21 protein-coding genes and 1 other annotated feature are annotated in these 24,284 nt (G+C 30.1%); all 21 genes read left to right on the top strand.

All coding sequences use genetic code 11. The annotated features are described in order from the left end of the window. Nucleotides 1-91: 91 nt before the first annotated feature. Nucleotides 92-1,630 (top strand): ABC transporter ATP-binding protein, encoded by a 1,539-nt coding sequence (locus VJI95_RS00795; protein ID WP_323999091.1) that lies wholly within the window; start codon nt 92-94, stop codon nt 1,628-1,630. Continuing rightward, nucleotides 1,620-2,696: an ABC transporter permease gene (locus VJI95_RS00790; protein WP_324009891.1), complete on the top strand. Its 1,077-nt coding sequence runs from the start codon at nt 1,620-1,622 to the stop codon at nt 2,694-2,696. The genes VJI95_RS00795 and VJI95_RS00790 overlap by 11 nt, the downstream gene beginning before the upstream one ends. Continuing rightward, nucleotides 2,696-3,631 carry an ABC transporter permease gene (locus VJI95_RS00785; protein ID WP_323999089.1) on the top strand — a complete coding sequence of 312 codons (936 nt, stop codon included), beginning with the start codon at nt 2,696-2,698 and terminating at the stop codon, nt 3,629-3,631. The genes VJI95_RS00790 and VJI95_RS00785 overlap by 1 nt, the downstream gene beginning before the upstream one ends. 123 nt (nt 3,632-3,754) lie before the next feature. Further along, nucleotides 3,755-4,513, top strand: a complete 759-nt coding sequence (map, locus tag VJI95_RS00780; RefSeq protein ID WP_324009890.1) for a type I methionyl aminopeptidase — start codon at nt 3,755-3,757, stop codon at nt 4,511-4,513. A gap of 122 nt (nt 4,514-4,635) precedes the next feature. After that, nucleotides 4,636-5,652 (top strand): sugar-binding transcriptional regulator, encoded by a 1,017-nt coding sequence (locus VJI95_RS00775; RefSeq protein ID WP_324009889.1) that lies wholly within the window; start codon nt 4,636-4,638, stop codon nt 5,650-5,652. Between the two features lie 37 nt (nt 5,653-5,689). Then, a complete protein-coding gene (gene gap / locus VJI95_RS00770; protein ID WP_442953984.1) occupies nt 5,690-6,691 on the top strand; it encodes a type I glyceraldehyde-3-phosphate dehydrogenase in 1,002 nt (333 codons plus the stop codon). 122 nt (nt 6,692-6,813) lie between these two features. Then, on the top strand, nt 6,814-8,010 hold the full coding sequence (locus VJI95_RS00765; protein WP_324009888.1) for a phosphoglycerate kinase: 1,197 nt from the start codon (nt 6,814-6,816) through the stop codon (nt 8,008-8,010). Nucleotides 8,011-8,021: 11 nt separating this feature from the next. Then, nucleotides 8,022-8,771 carry a triose-phosphate isomerase gene (gene tpiA / locus VJI95_RS00760; RefSeq protein ID WP_323999085.1) on the top strand — a complete coding sequence of 250 codons (750 nt, stop codon included), beginning with the start codon at nt 8,022-8,024 and terminating at the stop codon, nt 8,769-8,771. 10 nt (nt 8,772-8,781) lie between these two features. After that, nucleotides 8,782-10,071: a phosphopyruvate hydratase gene (eno, locus tag VJI95_RS00755; protein ID WP_323999084.1), complete on the top strand. Its 1,290-nt coding sequence runs from the start codon at nt 8,782-8,784 to the stop codon at nt 10,069-10,071. A gap of 168 nt (nt 10,072-10,239) precedes the next feature. Continuing rightward, the gene (locus VJI95_RS00750; RefSeq protein WP_324009887.1) at nt 10,240-11,844 is read left to right on the top strand and encodes a Na/Pi cotransporter family protein; all 1,605 of its coding nucleotides are present in this window, start codon (nt 10,240-10,242) and stop codon (nt 11,842-11,844) included. A gap of 161 nt (nt 11,845-12,005) precedes the next feature. Beyond that, nucleotides 12,006-12,935, top strand: a complete 930-nt coding sequence (locus tag VJI95_RS00745) for an NAD(P)/FAD-dependent oxidoreductase (protein ID WP_324009886.1) — start codon at nt 12,006-12,008, stop codon at nt 12,933-12,935. Between the two features lie 52 nt (nt 12,936-12,987). Next, nucleotides 12,988-14,274, top strand: coding sequence for a glycine/sarcosine/betaine reductase component B subunit (locus VJI95_RS00740; protein ID WP_323999080.1), 1,287 nt, complete (start codon nt 12,988-12,990; stop codon nt 14,272-14,274). Nucleotides 14,275-14,349: 75 nt separating this feature from the next. After that, the gene (grdA, locus tag VJI95_RS00735; protein ID WP_323999079.1) at nt 14,350-14,814 is read left to right on the top strand and encodes a glycine/sarcosine/betaine reductase complex selenoprotein A; all 465 of its coding nucleotides are present in this window, start codon (nt 14,350-14,352) and stop codon (nt 14,812-14,814) included. A 52-nt stretch (nt 14,815-14,866) separates the two neighbouring features. Continuing rightward, nucleotides 14,867-16,174, top strand: coding sequence for a glycine reductase complex selenoprotein B (gene grdB, locus VJI95_RS00730; protein ID WP_324009885.1), 1,308 nt, complete (start codon nt 14,867-14,869; stop codon nt 16,172-16,174). A 131-nt stretch (nt 16,175-16,305) separates the two neighbouring features. After that, on the top strand, nt 16,306-17,847 hold the full coding sequence (gene grdC / locus VJI95_RS00725; RefSeq protein ID WP_323999077.1) for a glycine/sarcosine/betaine reductase complex component C subunit beta: 1,542 nt from the start codon (nt 16,306-16,308) through the stop codon (nt 17,845-17,847). A gap of 10 nt (nt 17,848-17,857) precedes the next feature. Then, nucleotides 17,858-19,018, top strand: a complete 1,161-nt coding sequence (grdD, locus tag VJI95_RS00720) for a glycine/sarcosine/betaine reductase complex component C subunit alpha (RefSeq protein WP_323999076.1) — start codon at nt 17,858-17,860, stop codon at nt 19,016-19,018. Nucleotides 19,019-19,122: 104 nt separating this feature from the next. Continuing rightward, nucleotides 19,123-19,686, top strand: coding sequence for an alkyl hydroperoxide reductase subunit C (gene ahpC, locus VJI95_RS00715; protein WP_323999075.1), 564 nt, complete (start codon nt 19,123-19,125; stop codon nt 19,684-19,686). Between the two features lie 146 nt (nt 19,687-19,832). Next, nucleotides 19,833-20,016: a binding site (T-box leader), on the top strand. Nucleotides 20,017-20,144: 128 nt separating this feature from the next. Next, nucleotides 20,145-22,772: a valine--tRNA ligase gene (locus VJI95_RS00710; protein WP_323999074.1), complete on the top strand. Its 2,628-nt coding sequence runs from the start codon at nt 20,145-20,147 to the stop codon at nt 22,770-22,772. An 8-nt stretch (nt 22,773-22,780) separates the two neighbouring features. Beyond that, nucleotides 22,781-22,981 carry a hypothetical protein gene (locus tag VJI95_RS00705; protein ID WP_323999073.1) on the top strand — a complete coding sequence of 67 codons (201 nt, stop codon included), beginning with the start codon at nt 22,781-22,783 and terminating at the stop codon, nt 22,979-22,981. Continuing rightward, a complete protein-coding gene (gene hpt / locus VJI95_RS00700; protein WP_323999072.1) occupies nt 22,959-23,480 on the top strand; it encodes a hypoxanthine phosphoribosyltransferase in 522 nt (173 codons plus the stop codon). Before VJI95_RS00705 ends, hpt begins: the two co-directional genes overlap by 23 nt. Nucleotides 23,481-23,485: 5 nt before the next feature. Then, nucleotides 23,486-24,217, top strand: a complete 732-nt coding sequence (locus VJI95_RS00695) for a class I SAM-dependent DNA methyltransferase (RefSeq protein ID WP_323999071.1) — start codon at nt 23,486-23,488, stop codon at nt 24,215-24,217. The last annotated feature ends 67 nt before the right edge of the window (nt 24,218-24,284 follow it).

Below are 24,284 nucleotides of genomic sequence, written 5' to 3'. Positions count from 1 at the left end.
TCACTTTTTTTCCTTGTATTAAAATAATTTTTATTGTATAATATCTATTAATGGTATAATAATTGCATATTACTTAGAGGAGGGTTTTGACTTGTCTGATAACAAAACAAATGATAATATTGTAGCTATGAAAGGCATTACTAAAATTTTTGGTAAAAATAAAGTTTTAGATGAAGTTGACTTTGAATTAAAAAAAGGGGAAATTCATGCTCTTTTAGGAGAAAACGGTGCCGGGAAAACTACTTTGATGAATATTCTTTATGGTTTATATTCACCAAACTCTGGAGAAATTTACATTAATTCTAATCGATATACAAACATGACACCAAAGATTGCAGTTGAAAATGGAATTGGAATGGTTCATCAACATTTTATGTTAATAGAACCTTTTAGTGTTATTCAAAATATTGTTTTAGGAACAGAAGATACTAAAGGTTTGTTTATTGATCTCGAAAAATCACGTAAAAAAGTTCTTTCTATTATTGAAAAATATGGATTTAGCATAAATTTGGATGAAAAAATTCAAGATATTACAGTTGGTTCCCAACAAAAAGTAGAAATATTAAAAGCTCTTTATAAGGGCGCTGAAATTATTATTTTTGATGAACCAACAGCAGTTCTTACTCCACAAGAAATAGAAGAATTTATAAATATCTGTAATAACTTAAGAAGTGAGGGAAAATCAATAATAATAATAACTCATAAACTAGATGAAATAAAAAAAATGGCAGATTACTGTACTATTATTCGTCGTGGTAAGTTTATTGATAAAGTTACTGTTGCTGAATCATCACAAAAAGAACTTGCTGAAAAAATGGTTGGTAGAGAAGTTAGTTTCAGTGTAAATAAAAAGAAAGCAGAAGTTGGAGATGTTGTTTTGGATGTTAAAGATATTAATGTTCTTAATAACAGATATTTACCTGCTTTAAATGGGTTGAGTTTGAATGTTAGAAAAGGTGAAATTTTAGGGATTGCTGGAGTTGATGGAAATGGTCAATCAGAACTTATTGAGGCTATTACAGGTCTTAGAAAAGTTGAATCAGGAAATATTACCATTCTTGGAAAAGATATAACAAACAAATCAGTTTATGAAATTATTGAAAGTGGAATTAGCACAATTCCTGAAGATAGACATAAACACGGTTTAGTATTGGATTTTTCAGTTTCTGAAAATATGATTTTAGAAAAAAGAGGAAAAACTCCTTTTTCTAAAAAAGGTATTTTAAATTTTAAAGAGATAGAATCATATACACAAAAAATGATTGATAAATTTGATATAAGACCAAATGATATTCGTGCCACTGCTAGAGGACTTTCTGGTGGGAATCAACAAAAAGTAATTTTGGCAAGAGAAATTGATAACAATCCTGATTTGTTGATAGCTGCACAACCTACAAGAGGTCTAGATGTTGGTGCTATTGAAATAATCCATAAATATATTGTAGAGCAACGAGATAAAGGAAAAGCTGTATTATTAATTTCCTTTGAATTAGACGAAGTAATGGATTTATCAGATAGAATCGCTGTTATCTACAAAGGAAAAATAGTTGGAGAAAAATTAGCTAAAGATGCCAACGAAAATGAATTAGGACTTATGATGGCGGGAGGTGTTATTAGTAATGAGCAGTAGAAAAAAAATATTATTACTTTTATTCTCTGTATTGATTGGATTTATTGTAGGATCTATTGTTATTATGATTGCCGGATTTAATCCTATTAATTACTATAAAATAATGATAGAAACCACTTTTTCAAGACCAAAATTTTTTGCTAGAACATTAATTGATGCAGTACCATTAATCATAGGAAGTATCGGGGTTTCGTTAGCATTTAAAACAGGGGCTTTCAATATTGGAGCAGAAGGTCAATTTATAATTGGTTCTTTAACAGCCGCATTTTTTGGTTACTTTTTAAAATTACCTCCAATTATTCATCCTATAGTTTGTATTTTACTAGCTGCTTTAGCAGGAATGGCTTGGGGTGGATTTGCTGGTTGGATTAAATCCAAATTTGGAGTTCATGAAGTAATTACTACAATTATGCTAAATTGGATAGCTTTATATTTTTCTAATTTAGTTGTAACTTTTGGGAAGTTTTATAATGAAACAGGACAAACTTCAAATGATATTCAATCTACAGCAAGTATAAAAATGTTTCAAGGATTAAAAAACTCTTCTATTCCTTTTGTAAAAGATTTCTTTTCTGCTGATATAAATTTTGGAATTATATTAGCTGTTATTCTAGCATTTTTAATTTATTACTTATTAAATAAAACTTCAAAAGGTTATGAATTAAAAGCAGTAGGGTTAAATCCGAATGCTGCTGAGTTTGGTGGAATAAATGTTGGTAAAAATTTAGTCTTATCAATGGGATTATCTGGAGCATTATGTGCTGTTGCAGGAGCTGTTAAAGTTCTTGGATTTGCAGGAAATGTTGCAAGACTTACTGTTGCTGAAGGGAATGGTTTTGATTCTATGTCTGTTGCCCTTTTAGCGAATAGCCATCCAATTGGATCAATTTTTTCTGGATTTTTCTTTAGTGTATTAAGAAGAGGAGGATTTAGAGTCCAACAATTATTAGGTGTTCCATATGAAATTGTTCAAATTATAATAGGTATAATTGTTTTGTTTATTTCGATGCCATTAGTTATAAAAATAATTTCAAGTAAATTTAAAAAAGTTGGAGGTAAAAAGTAATGAGTTTATTGAAAATAGCTTTATTTATATCTGATACATTATTATTTGCAACTCCATTATTATTTACTGCTTTGGGTGGAATGTTTACAGAAAAAGCGGGAGTAACTAATATAGGTCTTGAGGGAATGATGACAATAGGTGCATTTGCTGGTGCAGCTGTTGGGTATTTTACTAAAAGTGCATTATTAGGATTTTTAGCAGGTGGTATAGCAGCGTCCCTAGTTGCTCTTATTCATGCGATTGTTAGTATAACATTTGGGGCTGATCAAGTTGTCTCTGGGATTGCTATAAATTTTATAGGACCAGGGGTTGCATTGTTCATCTGTTCGCTTTTATTTGATGGTGCTAAGCAAACTATTCCTGTTGCAGAAGGTGAAGGCAAAATGCTTAAAATATTTGATAATTTAACGGGTGTTGACTTTATAGATAAAATTTTAGGACAATATGTTACAACATATATAGCTATAGGGTTTGTTATTTTAATGGCTATATATCTTTACAAAACAAAATTTGGTTTAAGGTTAATTGCTGTAGGAGAACATCCTAAAGCAGCTGAAACTTTAAATGTTAATGTATATTTATATAGATATTTTGCTGTAATAATATCTGGATTATTAGCAGGATTTGGTGGAGCAACTATGAGCTTAGCTACTGTTTCAAACTTTTCACAATCTTTAGTTTCAGGGCATGGATTTATAGCATTGGTTGCTGTTATTTTTGGAAAGTGGAAGCCATATGGGGTATTGGGGGCTTGTCTATTTTTTGGGGCTGCCCAAGAATTGGCAATTTTATTACCTAGTTTAAATATTAATATCCCAGATTCAATTTTACCAATGGTACCTTATATTAGTACATTATTAGTATTGATTTTCTTCGTTGGAAAGTCAAAAGGACCTTCCTCTGCCGGAGTTCCATATATTAAATTGGAAGATTAATTTAGAAAGGCATACTACTTGGTATGTCTTTTTGTTGTGATACAATCGTGTTTTTAAATTGAATCCAAATGTGGACTATTTTATAACTAGTGTTCGTTAAAAATAAAAAATTAGGAGATAATTATGATAACAATAAAAAGTAAACAAGAAATCGAAGGAATGAAAAAGTCTGGAGAAATTCTTTCAAAAATTCATATAGGGTTAAGAGATATTATAAAGCCTGGAATCACAACTCTAGAAATAAATAAATTTTGTCATGACTTTATGTTAAAAAATGGGGCTAAACCTAAACAAATAGGATATCATGGATATCCTTACGCAACATGCACATCGGTTAACGATGTGATTTGTCATGGATTTCCAAGTAAACAAATATTAAAATCTGGAGATTTAATTACTGTTGATATGGTAGTAGATTTAGGTGGATATTTATCAGATAGTGCTTGGAGTTATGCCGTTGGTGAAGTGTCAGATGAGGTAAAAAATCTTATGGATGTAACAAAAGAAGCAATGTATAGAGGAATTGATGCTGCAGTAATAGGAAATAGAATTGTTGATATCGGAAAGGCAATACAAAACTATGTTGAACCAAAAGGATACTCTATTGTAAGAGATTTCTGTGGACATGGAATTGGTGTTGATATGCATGAAGATCCACAAGTTCCACATTATATTACTGCAACTAAAGGAGTGCGACTTGTTGAAGGTATGGTAATAACGGTTGAACCTATGATTAATACAGGTGACTGGAGATGTACAATTGATGATGATGGTTGGACTGCTAGAACAATTGATGGTGGACTTTCTTGCCAATATGAACATACATTTGTTATTACAAAAGATGGTCCTTTAATTTTAACAGATCAATCATTGTATGAATAATATAAAAAATTTTATTATTTGTTATTGCATTTTTTATTAAATAAGAGTATAATCATAATGTAAATATTGTAAAATTAATAAAAAATAAAATATAGGGACAAAAAGTATATAATGGGACAAAAATGAATGATATAGATTATATAAAGAAGCTTGCTCCAGATTTAATAGAAAAATTTGTATTTAGATATAAGATTTTAGAATATATTTCAATAAATGCTCCTGTTGGTAGAAGAAATATTTCATCACATTTAGGTGTTGGTGAGCGTTTAGTAAGAAATGAATTAGAATTTCTTACTGAGGAAAAATTTGTTGAAGTAATTAAATCTGGAACTTTTATTACTTATCTTGGAGAGTCTATACTTATAGAACTTAGGGATTTGATTAATAATTTTAATGAAAATCAAAATATTGCAGATGAACTAAGGCTAAAATTAGGAATAAAAAAAGTGATAGTCTGTGATTCTTATAATGACGAGTCTTTAGGTAAGGAACAAATTGCAAAAGTAGCATCAGAATATTTTTTAAATATAATTTCTGAAAATGATGTAATAGGTATCTCTGGTGGGACAACGGTTAAGTCATTTGTAGACATAATGAATGTAAAAAAATTTTATAATAAAATTGCTGTCATCCCAGCTAGAGGAAATTTAGGTAATGGATTAGAATATCAGTCAAATGTTGTTGCTAATAATTTAGCAAAAAAGTTAAATGCAAATTTTTTTGGGACTTTTTTACCAGATTATTTAGATGATTTAACATTTGATAGGTTAAAGGATTTAGAAGAAGTAAAAATATTAATTGGATATTTAAACAAGATAAAAATATTAGTTTTTGGAATAGGGCGAGCTGGTGCTATGGCAAAAAGACGTTCTTTAACTGAAGATGAAATAAAAATATTAAATGAAAAAAATGCAGTAAGTGAGGCGTTTGGCAATTACTTTGATATTGATGGAAATATAGTATACAGTTCAAATACTATAGGATTAGATATGGAACAATATTTGAAAATTAAAGAAGTAATTGCAATAGCAGGTTATGGTGAAAAGTATAAGGCAATAGTTTCTATTTGTAATATCAGAAAAGATATGACTTTAGTTACAGATAAAGAAACAGCTAGAAGAATTTTAAATATATTATAAGCGAAAGCTTTTTATAAAATTTTAAGGAGGAATCGAAATGAAAGTTGCGATTAACGGATTTGGAAGAATAGGTAGATTGGCATTTAGATTAATGCACGATTTAGAAGGAGTTGAAGTTGTTGCTATAAATGATTTAACAGATGCAAATATGTTAGCTCATTTGTTAAAATATGATTCAACTCAAGGAAGATTTGAAAAGGAAGTAATTGTAAAAGAAGGATGCTTTTCTATAGATGGCAAAGAGATTAAAGTGTTCTCAGATGCAGATCCTAAGAATTTACCTTGGAAAGAATTGGATATAGATGTAGTATTGGAATGTACAGGTTTCTTTGTTGCAAAGGAAAAAGCACAATTCCATATTGATGCTGGAGCAAAGAGAGTTATTATATCTGCTCCAGGAAAAGGCGATATGAAAACTGTAGTTTATGGTGTAAATCATAATATATTGGATGGAACTGAACAAATTTTATCAGGAGCGTCTTGTACTACTAACTGTTTAGCTCCAATGGCTAAGGTTTTACAAGATAGATTTGGTATTGTTCAAGGAATCATGACTACTATTCATGCTTATACAGGAGATCAAAATACTTTAGATGCTCCACATAGAAAAGGCGATATGAGAAGAGCAAGATCAGCAGCAATAAATATTGTTCCTAATACTACAGGAGCAGCTAAAGCTATTGGACTTGTTATTCCTGAATTAAAAGGAAAACTAGATGGTTCTGCTCAAAGAGTACCTGTTGCTACAGGATCATTAACAGAATTGGTAACAGTTTTAGAAAAAAATGTTACAGTTGAAGAAATTAACAATGCAATGAAAGAAGCATCAAGTGAGTCATTTGGATATACTGAAGATCCTATAGTTTCTACAGATGTAATTGGAATAAAATATGGATCTTTATTTGATGCTACTCAAACTAGAATAGTTGAAGTTGATGGTAAGCAACTAGTTAAAACAGTTGCTTGGTATGACAACGAAATGTCATATACTGCAAATTTAATTCGTACTTTCCAATATTTAGTTAATCTTTCAAAATAGTTTATAAATAAGAATTTCCAAAATTTAATTATACTCGTATCTAATGATGCTTTGGAATCTTATTATTTTATAATAATATGAGGTGTAGATTTTCACCTCATATTGTATAGTAAGGAGTAATTATGAATAAAAAAGTTATTACTGATTTAGAAGTGAGCTCAAAAAGAGTTATTGTAAGAGTTGATTTTAACGTTCCTATGTCAAAAACTGAAGAAGGTAAAATTACTGATAATGCTAGAATTGTAGCAGCATTACCTACAATTAAATATTTAATTGAAAATAATGCAAAAGTAATTTTATTATCTCATCTTGGAAGACCAAAGGGAGAAGCTAAGAAAGAATTTTCATTAGAACCTGTAGCTAAAGAACTATCTAAACTTTTAAATAAAGATGTTAAATTTTTACAAAGTGATTTGGTAGTTGATGAAAATGTAAAAGGTGAGGTTTTAAAATTAAAAGATGGAGAAGTCGTTTTACTTGAAAATACCAGATTTAGAAATGAAGAAACAAAAAATATTGATGATTTTTCTAAAGAATTAGCTGAGCTAGGTGAATTATATATAAATGACGCTTTTGGTACAAGTCATAGAGCGCATTGTTCAAATGTTGGACTTTGTAAATTTTTGCCATCAGCTGTGGGATTTTTAGTAGAAAAGGAAATTTCTATAATGGGAAAAGCTCTTTCTAATCCTGAAAGACCCTTTGTTGCAATTTTAGGAGGAGCAAAAGTATCCGATAAAATTACTGTAATTGAAAATTTGATTGAAAAAGTTGACAGTATAATAATTGGAGGAGGAATGGCATTTACATTCCTAAAATCTTTAGGTTATTCAGTCGGTAAAAGTTTATTGGAAGAAGATAAAGTTGAATTAGCAAAAGACTTGATAGAAAAAGCAAAAAGTAAAAATGTTAAGATATTATTACCAAAAGATGTTGTTGTTAGTAAAGAATTTTCTAATGATTCAGAATTTAAAACAGTTAATATAGATTCAATAGAAGATGATTATATGGGACTAGATATTGGTGAAAAAACAGTTAAACTATTTTCCGATAAAATTAAAAGTTCAAAAACTGTTGTTTGGAATGGTCCTATGGGAGTTTTTGAAATGTCAAATTTTGCAAAAGGTACATTTAAAATTGCAAAGGCGATTGCAGAAACGGATTCAATTAGTATTATAGGTGGGGGAGATAGTGCTGCTGCTGCTGAAAAATCCGGTTATAAAGATAAAATAACTCATATTTCAACCGGAGGAGGCGCATCTCTAGAATTTTTAGAAGGAAAGATTTTACCGGGAATTGATTCTATAGATAATAAATAATTGGAGGCAGTATGAGAAAACCTGTTATTATTGGAAATTGGAAGATGAACAAAGATTTGGATGAAGCCAAGCTTTTAGTAAAAGAAATTTTATCAGAAAAGTTGGATAATAGTGTAGAGAAGGTAATATGTGTTCCTTTTATTTATGTTACAGAAGCAAATAAATTGTTGAAAGGCACTGATGTAGGCTTAGGAGTTCAAAATATGTACTTTGAAAACAAAGGGGCATTTACAGGTGAAATTTCTCCTATAATGTTGAAAAGTTGTGGAGTATCATATGTAATATTAGGACATTCTGAAAGAAGAATTATTTTTACTGAAACTGATGAAATGATAAACAAAAAAGTAAAATCTGCATTACAAAATAACTTAATTCCAATATTATGTTGTGGAGAAACTATTGAAGAAAGAAATTCAGGAATAGAAAAAGAAGTTGTTGAAAAACAAATAAGAAATACTCTAGATGGTATTAGTGAAACTGATATTGAAAAAGTAATAATTGCCTATGAACCTGTATGGGCAATAGGAACCGGATTAACTGCATCTTCTGACGATGCTGAAAACATGATTAAATTTATAAGAAAAATTTTAGATGATATTTATGGAATTTTATCTGAAAATGTAAGAATTCAATATGGAGGCAGTGTTAAACCGAATAATATAAAAGATTTAATGCAAAAAGAAAATGTAGATGGAGCTTTGGTTGGTGGAGCTTGTTTAGAGAGCGATAGTTTTTGTGCGTTAATAAATTATAATTTATAAGGAGAATATTATGAGCTTAATAGTTGAAATTTATGCAAGAGAAGTTTTAGATTCAAGAGGAAACCCAACTGTTGAAGTTGAGGTTACAACTGAAAATGGGATAGTTGGAAGTGCGATAGTTCCTTCAGGAGCATCAACAGGAGTTCACGAAGCGGTTGAACTTAGAGATGGTGATAAAACAAGATATCTGGGGAAAGGAACTCTAAATGCAGTTAATAATGTTAATGATGTTATAGCAGAAGAATTGATTGGATTTGATGTTTTTGACCAAGTTGGAATTGATAGAGCATTAATCCAAATTGATGGAACTAATAATAAATCAAAACTAGGTGCAAATGCTATTTTAGGAGTTTCAATGGCAGTGGCAAGAGCTGCAGCAATTGAATCAGATACTCCTCTTTATGAATATATTGGTGGAGTTAACGCAAAAACTTTACCTGTTCCAATGATGAACATTTTAAACGGTGGAGAACATGCAGATAATAATGTAGACATTCAAGAATTTATGGTTATGCCTGCAGGAGCTTGTTCATTTAAAGAATCTCTTAGAATGGGAACTGAAATTTTCCATAACTTAAAATCTGTATTGAAATCAAAAGGATATAATACAGCTGTTGGTGACGAAGGTGGTTTTGCTCCAAATCTTAACTCTAATGAAGAAGCTTTAAAAACAATTATGGAAGCCATTGAAAAAGCAGGTTATAAAGCTGGAAAAGATATATTTTTAGCTTTAGATGTAGCATCTAGTGAAATGTATGAAAATGGAAAATATAATTTTAAAGGAGAAGGAAAAACTTATTCTTCAGAAGAATTAGTAAATTATTATTGTGAATTAGTTGAAAAATATCCTATTATTTCAATTGAAGATGGATTATCTGAAGATGATTGGGATGGATGGAAACTTTTAACTGAAAAAATTGGAAATAAAATTCAACTTGTTGGAGATGATTTATTTGTTACTAATTACTCAAGATTAAATACAGGAATTGAAAAAGGAATCGCTAATTCAATTTTAATAAAATTAAATCAAATTGGAACAATAACTGAAACTTTAGATGCAATAGAACTTGCTAAAACTCATGGTTATACTTGTGTAATTTCGCATAGATCGGGAGAAACAGAAGATACAACTATTGCTGATTTAGCTGTTGCAGTAAATGCGGGTCAAATAAAAACCGGTTCAGCTTCAAGAACAGATAGAATTTGTAAATATAATCAATTATTGAGAATTGAAGACAGATTAGGAGAAAATTCTAAATTTTTAGGATTGTCTGCATTCTATAATATTGATAGAAAATAATAATAATCTTTAATTAGCTCATTATTTATATAAATTTTAAGATTAATTTATAGAATTATTTGAAATAAATATCATTTTTATTTCATTTTATGGTATACTATTATTGGTAAGTTTATATATAATATATGAGCTAATATTTTGATTTTTTTAATAATTTTTGGAGGAAATATGTCTGTTTTCATTTCTGTCTTAGGAGGTTTAGGTTTATTCTTATATGGAATGAATTTAATGGGTGCAGGACTGCAAAAGTCTTGTGGTGAAAGATTAAAAGGAATAATTGCTGCAATAACTAAAAACAGGATATATGCGGTATTGGTTGGTATTTTTGTTACAATGATTATTCAATCAAGTTCTGCAACTACTATAATGGCTATAGGTTTTGTAAATGCTGGATTTATGACTTTAGCCCAGTCTGTTGGAATAATTATAGGTGCAAATGTAGGAACTACTATTACTGCACAAATTATTGCTTTTGACATTTCAAAATATGCACCATTAGTTATTGCTATTGGGGTTTTCATGTGGATGAGAGCAAAGAATGATAGAAAAAAAGATATAGCTGAGATATTAATTGGGTTTGGTATATTATTTTTAGGCATGTCAATTATGAGTAGTGGATTGGCACCTCTTGCACAAGAAGAATGGTTTAAAAATATTCTTGTAAAATTAAATAATCCATTTATTGGAGTTTTAGCAGGATTCTTATTAACTACAGTGCTTCAATCGTCATCAGCTTCAATAGGATTGTTAGAAGCACTGGGTATGCAAGGTGCGATAAATATAAATCAAGCCTTTGGTGTACTTTTTGGGGATAATATTGGGACAACAACAACCGCTATGATTGCTGGAATAGGGGCAAGTAAAAATGCAAAGAGAGCTGCTTTTATTCATTTTCTATTCAATTTAATAGGAACTATTATATTTATAACTGTTTTGAGAATTCCAGTTCAATATTTGGTTGAATATATATCTCCCGGAAATGTTCAAAGGCAAATTGCGAATGCTCATACATTTTTTAATATAATAAATGTTTTGATTCAATTACCATTTTCTAATCTTTTAGTTAAAATATCACAATTAGTTATCAAAGGTGATGATGTAGTTGAAGAACATTATTCTGAAAATTTAGATAAAAGATTTTTTGAAACACCAAGTATTGCAATTATACAAGCACAAAAAGAGGTTGCAAGAATGGGAGAAATTGTAATTGAATCTCTTGAAAAGACAATAGAGGCATTTAAGACTAAAAGTAGCAAAAATATAGAATTTGTATTTAACAGAGAAAAAATGATTAATGGATTAGAAAAAGAAATAATTGATTACTTAGTTCCTTTAGCTGATAAGAACTTATCAGATGAAGAAAAACATAAAGTTTTTGTCATGATGTATGCAATAAATGACTATGAAAGAATAGGAGATCACTGTGAGAACATTATAGAATTAATTCAAGAAATTAAAGATGAAAATTCTGTCTTTAGTAAAACAGCTTTTGATGAATATGAAAAAATTTCTTCTGATGTTATGAAAATTGTTGTTGATACAACAATTGCTTACAAAGATAATAATTTTGAGTTAGCTAAAAATTGTATAAATATTGAAGAAGAAGTAGATATATTAGAAGAAAGCTATAGAAGAAATCATATGGATAGAATTAATAGAGGAATATGCGATACAAATGCTGGAGTCAAATTCCTAGACATATTATCAAATTTCGAAAGAATTGCAGACCATAGTGTCAATATTGCAAATTACACATTAGGAAAAGAACTTTAAAAAGATTGTGAATTTTATATACAAATACTTAAAGTTATAAAAAAGTTTTATTATGATTTTGTCAAAAAATGCTTTACAATTGGGTAAACTTAATATATAATAATAAACGAGTGTGTTTTCTTTACAGTTTATTATTTTGATACTGTAAACGGAGGTAAACTATGTACGATTGTATAATAATCGGAGCAGGTCCTGCAGGTATAAGTGCAGGAATATATGCTGCAAGAGCTAGCATGAAAACTATAATTATTGAAAAAGGAACACCCGGTGGATTAATTGCTAAGACTGATGAAATAGCGAATTATCCTGGAGCAGAAGATGTGCCAACAGGTCCAGAATTGATTGAAAGAATGGTCAAGCAAGCAAAATCTTTTGGAGCGGAATTTGCGATAGATACTGCTGTTAATGTAGATTTGTCTGGAACTACTAAAGTAGTTTATGGAGAAAATGCTACATATGAAGGCAAGTCTATAATAATTGCTACAGGATCTAATCCGAGATTGTTAAATGTTCCTGGAGAAAAGGAATTTACAGGTAAAGGAATAGCATATTGTGCGACTTGTGATGCTCCATTTTTTCAAGATTTAGATGTTTATGTTGTAGGGTCAGGAGAGGCAGCGGTTGAAGAGGCTATGTATCTTACTAAATTTGGACGAAATGTTACACTATTAGTAAGAAAAGATAAATTATCTGTAGCTAAATCAATAGAAGCAAAAGCATTAAAACGTGAAAAATTAAAGATTATGTGGAATGTTGAGGTAGAAAGTTTTGAAGGAACTGGTTTACTAGGAGCTATGAATATAGTAAATAATAAAACTGGAGAAAAAACTAAGATAGTTCCAAGAGAAGGTGATATGATTTTTGGCGTTTTCATTTTTGTTGGTTATATTCCTGAAAGCTCATTAATTGAAGGAAAAATTGAAACTGATAGAAATTATATAGTATCAAATGAAACTATGAAAACTAGTGTTGAAGGTGTATTTGCCGCTGGAGATGTTAGAGTAAAAGAACTTAGACAAGTAGTTACAGCTGTAAATGATGGTGCTATAGCTGCCATAAATGCTAGGAAGTATGTCGAAAGTTTAGAATAAATGAATTTAATTCCGAAAGGATTAAATATATAAATTTTAAGGAGGTGAGTATATGCGTCTAGAATTAGGAAAAATCTTAATTAACGATGTTAAATTTTGTTCAGAAACAAAAGTTGACAAGGGTGTTTTATACATTAACAAAGAGGAATTAATTGCTCATTTAATGGATGATGAACACTTAAAATCAGTAGACGTAGATCTTGCAAAACCAGGTGAAAGTGTAAGAATTACTCCAATTAAGGATGTTGTAGAACCAAGAGTAAAGGTTAACGGAGCAGGTGGAGTATTCCCTGGAATGATTTCAAAAGTTGATGTAGTTGGTTCAGGAAGAACTCATGTTCTTAAGGGAGCAGCAGTAATGACAGTTGGTAAAATAGTAGGTTTCCAAGAAGGTATTGTTGATATGCAAGGACCGGGAGCTGAATATACTCCATTCTCAAAAACTAATAATATAGTTTTAATTGTGGAACCAGCTGAAGGTGTTGCTACTCACGCTTATGAAAAAGCTGTTAGAATGGCTGGATTAAAAGCTGCTACTTATTTGGGATTAGCTGGTAAAGAAGTTGAACCAGATGAAGTAGAAGTATTTGAAACTAAACCACTATTTGAACAAGCTGAAGAATTAAAACATTTACCAAAGGTAGCTTATGTGCAAATGTTACAATCTCAAGGATTATTACATGATACATATGTTTACGGTGTAGATGCAAAACAAATAGTTCCAACACTATTATATCCAACTGAATTAATGGATGGAGCTATCTTAAGTGGTAACTGTGTATCTTCTTGTGATAAGAATACAACTTACCATCACTTAAATAATCCTGTTGTTAGAGCAATGTATGAACAACATGGAAAAGAAATTAACTTTGTTGGTGTTATTATCACTAATGAAAATGTATACTTAGCAGATAAAGAAAGATCATCAAACTGGACTGCTAAATTATGTGAATTTTTAAATCTTGATGGAGCTATCGTATCACAAGAAGGATTTGGTAACCCAGATACAGACTTAATTATGAACTGTAAGAAAATTGAAGGTAAAGGCGTAAAAACTGTTATCATTACTGATGAGTATGCTGGAAGAGATGGAGCAAGTCAATCTTTAGCTGATGCTGATGTTGCTGCAAATGCTGTAGTAACTGGTGGTAATGCTAATGAAACTATCGTATTACCTAAGATGGATAAAGTTATTGGAACTTTAGATTATGTTGACATTATTGCTGGTGGATTTGACGGATCATTAAGAGAAGATGGTTCAATTATGGTTGAATTACAAGCTATTACAGGTGCAACAAACGAATTAGGATTTAATAGATTATCAGCTACTAGCTATTAGAATTTATTAAATAAAATGGAATATTATATAAAATTACATGAAAATAAAAAATTATAGAAAGGATGTGTAAGCGATATGGCACTTTTTACAGAAAACACAAAAGTAATCATAATCGGCGATAGAGATGGTATACCAGGACCAGCTATGGAAGAATGTGTCGCTACAACTCCTGCAGAAATAGTATTTTCAGCAACTGAATGTTTTGTCTGAACTGCAGCAGGAGCAATGGACTTAGAAAATCAAAGAAGGGTAAAAGAATTAGCAGAAAAATATGGAGCAGAAAACTGTTTAGTTCTTTTAGGAGCATCTGAAGCAGAATCAGCAGCATTAGCTGGTGAAACTGTTACTACAGGAGACCCTACTTTTGCAGGTCCATTAGCAGGAGTTCAGTTAGGACTTAAAGTATATCACGCAGTTGAACCTGAATTTAAAGCAGAAGTTGATGAATCAGTTTATGATGACCAAATTGGTATGATGGAAATGGTTCTTGACTGTGATGCTATCATTGAAGCTGTAAGTGAAATTAGAAACTCATTATAATTTGTAATTAAGATAAAATCATATATAAATATATGATAGAGAGGTGATTAGTGTGGAAAAATTAAGAGTAGTTCACTATATAAACCAATTCTTTGCTGGTATCGGTGGAGAAGAAAAGGCAGATTATAGACCAGAAGTTAGAGAAGAAAAAATCGGACCTGGTTTAGCATTAAATGCTGGTTTTAATGGTGAAGCTGAAATAGTTGCTACTGTTATTTGTGGTGATAGCTATTTTGGTGAAAATATGGACCAAGCTAAAGCAGAAGTTTTAGAAATGGTTAAAAAGTACAATCCAGATTTATTCATAGCAGGTCCTGCATTTAATGCTGGTCGTTATGGAGTTGCTGCTGGAACAATTACTGAAGCTGTTCAAAATGAATTAGGAATTCCAGCTTTAACTGGTATGTATATTGAAAACCCAGGTGCAGATATGTTCAAGAAGAGCGTATATGTAGTTTCAACTAAGAATAGTGCTGCAGGTATGAAAGATGCTGTAAGCAAAATGGTTCCACTTGCAATGAAACTTGTTAGAGGCGAAGAAATTGGTTCTCCTGCTGAAGAAGGTTACATTGAAAGAGGAATTAGAAAGAATATCTTTAGAGAAGATTTTGGTGGTAAGAGAGCTGTAACTATGATGATTAAGAAGTTAAAGGGCGAAGAATTCGAAACAGAATTCCCAATGCCAAACTTTGATAGAGTAGATCCAAATCCAGCTGTTAAGGATATCAAAAATGCTAAAATAGCATTAGTAACATCTGGTGGTATAGTTCCTCATGCAAACCCAGATCATATTGAATCTTCATCAGCTTCAAAATATGGTAAATATGATATTGATGGTGTAATGGATCTTAAAGAAGGTGAATGGGAAACTGCTCATGGTGGTTATGACCCTGTTTATGCTAACCAAGATTCAGACAGAGTTTTACCTGTTGATGTTTTAAGAGAGCTTGAAAAGAAAGGTGAAATCGGAAGTCTTCATAGATATTTCTATACTACAGTAGGTAATGGTACAGCAGTAGCTTCTGCAAAAGCATTTGCTGAAAAATATAGTAAAGAATTAGTTGCTGATGGAGTAGATGCAGTTATATTGACATCTACTTGAGGTACTTGTACACGTTGCGGAGCAACGATGGTTAAAGAAATTGAAAGAGCTGGAATTCCAGTAGTGCATGTATGTACTGTAACTCCAATTTCAATGACAGTAGGAGCTAATAGAATTGTTCCTGCTATAGCAATTCCTCATCCATTAGGTAATCCTAAATTGACTGCTGAGGAAGAATATTCTTTAAGAATGGGTATTGTTAAGAAAGCATTAAGTGCTTTATCAACTGAAGTTGAAGGACAAACAATATTTGAATAATTTTTAAATAAAAAAGGTGTCAGGTATTGACACCTTTTTAATTTAATGGTATTCTATTAGATGAGGGTAGTTGGCTTATATGGAATACATACTATGCTATCTGTTTTTTTATATTAAAGGAGGTAATTAAGATGAATTTTCCTGTATTAAAAGGAACTTCTTACGTATTAGTTCATGCGCCAGACATGATAATTCAAAATGGAACAACTCAAACTACTGAAAAGGCTTTAAATCCTGATTCAGAATATTTAAAGGAAATACCAAAGCATATTAGAAAATATGAAGAAGTATTAAATTATTTACCAAACCAAGTTTATATTGGAAACAAAAGACCAGAAGATTTAAAGAATGTACCACAACCATGGTCAGATGCTGATAAATATTTATCAGGAGCAGAAAGAGATGGTAAATATGGTGAAATAATGCCAGAACATGAATTTATTGGTCTTATGAAGATTTGTGATGCTTTCGATTTAGTTTATCTTAATAAAGAATTCACTGAATCTGTAAAATCCGATTTAGAAAAACACCCATTAATTGGAGATGGATTAGTTGCTAGATTAAAAGAAGGTGTTGATCAATCTGTTCTTGAAGGACATATGGAAAATCATGCAGAAGGTTTATACTTTGAAGATAAATTAGTAGGTGTTGTTACTAGAGCACATGATGTTGATGTTAACTTATCTGCTCATGTTATGTTAGAAAATCTAGTTACTAAGGCATCAGGATTATTAGCTGCTTTACATTTAGTTGCTAAAAATAATTTAGATCCTAATGATGTTGAATATATTATTGAATGTTCAGAAGAAGCATGTGGAGATATGAATCAAAGAGGTGGTGGTAACTTCGCAAAATCTATAGCTGAATTGGCTGGATTTAACAACGCTTCAGGCTCTGACTTAAGAGGATTCTGTGCAGCTCCAACTCATACATTAATTACAGCATCTTCCCATGTCCATGCAGGAACATTTAAGAATGTTGTTATTGTAGCTGGTGGATGTACTGCTAAATTAGGTATGAATGGTAAGGATCACCTTAAAAAAGGCTTACCTATATTAGAAGATTGTATAGGTGGATTTGCTGCATTAATTTCTGAAAATGATGGAGTTAATCCAGTATTAAGGACTGATATAGTTGGAAGACATACAGTAGGAACTGGATCTTCACCACAAGCTGTAATGTCATCATTAGTTACTGCTCCATTAGAAAAAGCTAATTTAACAGTTAAAGATGTTGATAAATATTCAGCAGAAATGCAAAATCCTGACATTACTAAACCTGCAGGAGCAGGAGATGTTCCGAATGCAAACTTTAAGATGATTGGTGCATTAGGAGTAATGAAAAAACAATTAGAAAAAGCTGAAATTGCAAGTTTTATTGAAGATCATGGTATGGAAGGATGGGCTCCAACTCAAGGACATATTCCTTCAGGAGTTCCTTATTTAGGATTCTGTCGTGAAGATTTAACTTCAGGTAACCTAAATAGAGCTATGATTATTGGTAAAGGTTCATTGTTCTTAGGTAGAATGACTAACTTATTTGATGGTGTATCAATTGTTTTAGAAAGAAATTCAGGTAAATTAGAAGACAACTCTGGAGTTTCTAAGGAAGAAGTTAAGAAATTAGTTGCTGAAGCAATGAGAAATTTTGCATCTTCTTTAATTGAAGAATAGAGGTGATTTCATGTCTGATATAAAAAAAGTAATAGGTAATGTCTTTGAAGAAATTGCTACCGGTTTAGAAACAGGGGCGTTTGGAACAAGACCAAGAATTGCTGTTACAACTTTAGGCAGTGAACATGGATTAGATAATGTTGTTAAAGGAGCTGAACTTGCTCAATCAAGAGATAAAAGTGTAGAATATTGTATAATTGGACCTGAAGTTAATACTTCATTAAAACAATATGTTGTTGAAAATGAAGAAGAAGGTTACAAAAAGATGGAATCACTTTTAGATAGTGGAGAAATTGATGGCTGCGTTACTATGCATTATAGTTTCCCAATTGGAGTTTCTACTGTAGGGAGAGTTGTTACTCCGGCTGCTGCAAAAGAAATGATAATTGCAACAACAACTGGTACTTCTTCTGCACATAGAGTAGAAGGTATGGTTAAAAATGGTATCTATGGAGTTATTGTTGCTAAAGCATTAGGAATTCAAAATCCAACAGTTGGTATTTTGAATGTTGATAATGCAGTTTCTGTTGAAAGAGCATTTAAGGAATTAAAAGAAAACGGATATGATATGAACTTTGCTGAATCCAATAGAGCTGATGGTGGAGTATTAATGAGAGGAAATGACTTATTACAAGGTGTTCCAGATGTTATGGTTAATGATACATTAACGGGAAATCTTTTAATGAAGGTATTCTCATCATACACTACTGGTGGTGGATTTGAAGCGATGGGTTATGGATATGGTCCAGGGATTGGTGAAGGATATGATAGATTAGTTCTAATAGTATCAAGAGCTTCTGGATTCCCTGTAATCGCTAATGCTATGACTTATGCTGGACAATTAGTCAAAGGAAATATCAAAGAAGTTTCAAAGAAAGAATTTGAAAAAGCTAACAAAGCAGGATTAAAGGCTATTTTAGAAAAAATAACTTCTGCTGGTGCTAAAAAAGCTGAATCAGAAGAAGAAGTTAAATGTCCTGCTGAAGAACAAGCTACTGCTACAATTGGTGGTATTGACATTCTTGAACTTGAAGATGCTAAGGTTGCTTTGTGGAAAAATAATATATTTGCAAAAACCGGAATGGGCTGTACTGGACCTGTTGTAATGGTTAATGATGCAAATCTTGAAAAATCAAAAGAAATCTTATCAAAAGAAGGATATATTTCTTAATACAAAATTTAAAGGGAGCTTTTGCTCTCTTTTTTGTTTGAAAATATTGAAAAGTGGTATAATTAAACTGTCTTAGTAAAAAGGCAAATATAGGAGGTATTAGTATGAGTTTAATTGGAAAAAAAATTGAAGAATTTGATGTTCCTGCATATTATGATGGGGATATAATAAGAGTATCAAACAAAGATTTAGAAGGGAAGTGGAGTGTTTTCTTCTTTTATCCAGGAGATTTTACATTTGTATGTCCAACTGAGTTAGAAGATTTAGCATTGAGCTATGATAAATTCAAAGCAATTGGTTGTGAAATTTATTCAGTGTCTACTGATTCTGAATTTGTTCACAAAGCATGGTGGGATGCTTCTGAAACAATCAGAAAAATTCAATATCCAATGATTTCAGATAGAGCTTTTGCTCTTTCAGAACAATTTGGAGTTTTAATTGAGGGAGAAGGTCAAGCGTTAAGAGGAACTTTTGTTGTAAATCCTCAAGGTGAAATAGTTCTTTACGAAGTAAATTCCAATGGAATTGGTAGAAATGCTAAAGAATTATTAAGAAAAGTTCAAGCTGCTCAGTTCGTTTTCAAGCATGGAGATAAAGTATGTCCTGCAAGATGGGAACCGGGTGATGAAACACTAACTCCAGGACTAGACTTAGTTGGTAAAATTTAATTATAAATCAATTTAGACCGGAATTTAATACCGGTCTTTTTTTCAATCCTAACAACAAATTTTAAATTATGGCTACTATTTATGTTGAAATTTAATTATTTACATGTTATAATATATCTAATATTTTTATGTAAATAGATAATTAAATATAGGCATATAAAAGAAGAGTAACTTAAAGTAAATTTTTAGAGAGAATTTGTTTGGTGCAAAAATTCAATTTGTTTTTTGTGAAGGTAGCTTTTTAGCTTTGAAAGACGGGTAATTTCGTTATAAATTTAGAGAGTCATTTTTATGAAAATTAGGTGGTACCGCGATAACTTCGTCCTATATGTAGGATGAAGTTTTTTTAATTGTAAGATAACAAGCTTATTAGGTAAAAATTAATTATGAAAGTCACTAGATGAAAAATTTAGTAATTTTACATTTATTTACATTATATTTTTATATAAGGAGGTTTTATGAAAAATTTAGAAAAAACTTATAGTCCAAAAGATTTTGAAAATAAAATTTATAGTAGTTGGTTAGAAGATAAAGATTTTGTTGCACACGTAAATCTTGATAAAACACCATATACTATTGTTATGCCACCACCAAATGTAACAGGTAATTTACATTTAGGACATGCACTTAATAATACTATTCAAGATATTGTAATCCGTTGGAAAAGAATGAGTGGTTATGAAGCTCTTTGGGTTCCAGGGACTGACCATGCATCTATATCCACAGAGGCGAAAGTTGTTGAAAAAATTAAAAAAGATGGTAATTCTAAGGAAAAACTTGGAAGAGATGGATTCTTAAAAGAAGCGTGGGATTGGACAGATAAGTATGGGGGAAATATTAAAAATCAATTAAAAACATTAGGAGTTTCTTGTGATTGGTCAAGAGATGCATTTACTTTAGATGAAAATTTATCTAAAGCGGTAGAAGAAGTCTTTATAAAAATGTACAATGATGGTTTAATTTACAGAGGAGATAGAATAGTAAATTGGTGTTGTAATTGTGGAACTGCTATTTCAGATGCTGAAGTTGAACATGTTGATGAGGACGGAAATTTTTATCATATTAAATATTTCTTTAAAGATAGTGAGGAATATTTAACAATTGCAACAACGAGACCTGAAACAATGCTTGGAGACCTTGCTGTTGCTGTACATCCTGATGATGAAAGATATAAGGATAAGGTAGGCAAGACTTTAATTTTACCTATTTTAAATATTGAAATTCCACTAATAGCAGATGAGTATGTTGATATGGAATTTGGTACAGGTTGTGTTAAGATTACACCTTCTCACGATCCAAATGATTTTGAAGTTGGAAGTAGACATAATTTAGGTCAAAAGCTTATTATGGACCATGATGGTAAAATTGCTAAAGGATTTGGAAAATTTTCTGGTTTGGAAAGAGAAGTTGCAAGAAAAGAAATTGTAAAAGAACTTAAAGAAACTGGATATTTGATTAAAATTGAACCACATAATCATGCCGTAGGACATTGTGAAAGATGTAAGACAATTATTGAACCAATTATATCAAAACAATGGTTTGTTAGAATGAATGAATTAGCAAAGCTTGCTAAACAAGCATATTTAGATGGAAAGTTAAATATTATTCCTGAGAGATTTGGAAAAGTTTATATAAATTGGTTAGATAATATTAAAGACTGGTGTATTTCTCGTCAATTATGGTGGGGACATAGACTTCCTGTATATTATTGTGAAGAAACAGGAGAAGTAATTGTAACTAGAACAGACCCAAAAGAGGAAGGAAAAACTTTTATAAGAGATGAAGATACTTTAGATACTTGGTTTTCTTCCGCATTATGGCCTTTTTCAACTTTAGGATGGCCTAATGAGACTGAAGATTTAAAATATTTTTTCCCAACTAATACTTTGGTTACTGGATATGATATTTTATTTTTCTGGGTTATTAGAATGATGTTCTCAAGCTTATACAATCTTAATGAAGTTCCTTTTGAAAATGTATATTTTACAGGATTAATTAGAGATGAACTTGGAAGAAAGATGAGTAAATCATTAGGTAACGGTATAGATCCAATTGAAATAATAGATAAATATGGTGCAGATGCTTTAAGATTTACATTAGTTGGAGGAAATACTCCTGGAAATGATATGAGGTTCTATGAAAAAAGAGTAGAATCCAATAGAAATTTCGCTAATAAACTTTGGAATGCGTCAAGATTTGTTCTTATGAACTTAAATGATGAAGAAGTTTATAATATTGATTTTAGTAAGATAGAAATTGAAGATAAGTGGATTTTAACTAGATTAAATAGAACCATTGAAGAATTAGCAGAAAATCTTTCGAAATTTGAGTTCGGCTTAGCATCAGCTAAAATTTATGATTTTATCTGGAACGAATTTTGTGACTGGTATATTGAGTTTTCTAAAACTAGATTATATGGAGATAATCTTGATAAAAAAATTGTTGCAAAATCTGTTTTAGTATATGTTTTGAATAATATTCTGAAATTATTACATCCATTTATGCCATTTATAACAGAAGAAATATATTCTTTTATGCCTAATGTTAATGAAAAACTTATCAATGCAAGTTTTCCTATATATGATGAAAATAGTATGTTTATAGAAGAAGAAAGACAAGTTGAAAACTTGATTGAAACTATCACAGCAATTAGAAATAAGAGAAGTGAAAAAAATATTCCACCTTCAAAAAAATCTGATTTATATTTTGTTCCAAGTAGTGAATTAACTAAAAAGTATACATCTACATTAGAGCATTTATATAGATTCTTGGCATGTTGTTCTAGAGTTATAGTAATGGATAGGGACGAAGAAATTGCAAATTCTATGGTTGTAATTTGTAATAATCAAAAAATTTATATTCCGTTAGATGGATTGGTGGATTATGAAAAAGAATTGGAAAAATTAAATTCAGATTTACAAAAATATGAAGGTGAAATAAAAAGGGCTTCTTCTAAACTTTCAAATGAAAAGTTTGTTAATAATGCTCCAGAAAAAGTTGTCAATGAAGAAAGAGAAAAGTTGAAAAAATATCAAAATATTCATGATGAAATTTTATCGAGCATTAAGAAAATTAAGAATGATTAGGTGATTATATGAAAATTGATTTTAATGTAATATTTATGACTTTTTTAATTATAATACTTGTTAGTATTCAATATACTTTAAATAAAATATTAATGATTTTAAAAGAAATTAAAGACACTGAGAAAAAGAAAATAGAGTTTGAGAAAAATAAAAATGATAAAAAAATTCCAAAGGAGGACTATTTTGATGAACAAAAGAGAGGTTACTAGATTTTCAAGAGAAGAAATTGCCAATAGAGTAAAAGAACTTGGCAAACAAATTTCAAAAGACTATGCTGGTAAAGATTTAGTGGCTATTGGTCTTTTAAGAGGTAGTTTTGTTTTTCTTGCAGATTTAGTCAGAGAGATAGATGAACCTATAGTTGTTGATTTTATTACTACATCTTCTTATGAGCATTCAGAAATTTCAACAGGTACAGTTAATATTATTTCTGATTTCAGGGAAGATATTGAAGGTAAAGATGTTCTTATTGTAGATGATATTATGGATTCAGGAAATACATTAAAAAATATTAGAGAATATCTTTTAAAGAAAAATCCAAAAAGCATTAAAACTTGTGTTATGCTTGATAAACCTTGTAGAAGAGAAGTCGATATAGTTCCTGATTATTTTGGTTTTGAAATTGAAGATTGGTTTATAGTTGGATATGGTCTTAACTATGGTAATAAGTATAGAAATATTCCTTATATTTTTTCTTATGAGGATTAATAAATATGTATGATAAATTTTCTTATATTTATGATGAATTAATGAAAAGGCAAGTAGATTATAATTTACTTGCCTCTAATGTTATACAAATTTGTATAAATAATAACGTGGAAGTAAAAAACATCTTAGAATGTGGAATGGGCAGTGGAAATTTAACTACACAATTTTTAAAACGAGGAATTAACGTTGATGGTTTTGATATTTCCGAAAATATGTTATCTATTGCGTATAATAAGTTGATTGATTATAATAATGTTAATATTTTAAAAGGAGATATTAGGAATTTTATTTCTAATAATAAATATAGCTTAATATGTTGTTTTTTTGATGTTTTAAATTATTTGAAAAATATTAATGAAATAGATTTGTTTTTACAAAATTGTAAGAGACAAATGGATGAAAATTCAATTTTAATGTTTGATATAAATTCTGAATTTAAATTAAAAGAATATTTAGGGAATAATACTTTTGTTGTTGAAGAAGAAGATATATTTTATGTTTGGAGAAATAGTCTTTATAAAAAGTATATTGATTTTGAAATTGATTTTTTTATAAAAAATGAAAAAAATACCTATGAAAAAATTAAAGAAAGACAAAGGCAGTATATTCATTTGGAAAATGATATACTAAAATCAATTGCTAAAAACAACTTTAAAATTTTAGAAATTTTAGATTTTGAAACTTTTAAGAACAATAGTAAAAATAGCTATAGAATACTGTATGTCTTAAAAAAATGAGTTTGACAAATATAATTGATAAGTATATAATATATAAGGGTTGTGAAAAGCATTCCATATATTTTAT

Source organism: Parvimonas sp. C2, assembly GCF_035282405.1.
Lineage (GTDB): Bacteria > Bacillota > Clostridia > Tissierellales > Peptoniphilaceae > Parvimonas.
The sequence above is the reverse complement of the archived record's forward strand: the minus strand, read 5'-3'. Positions and strand labels throughout refer to the sequence as shown.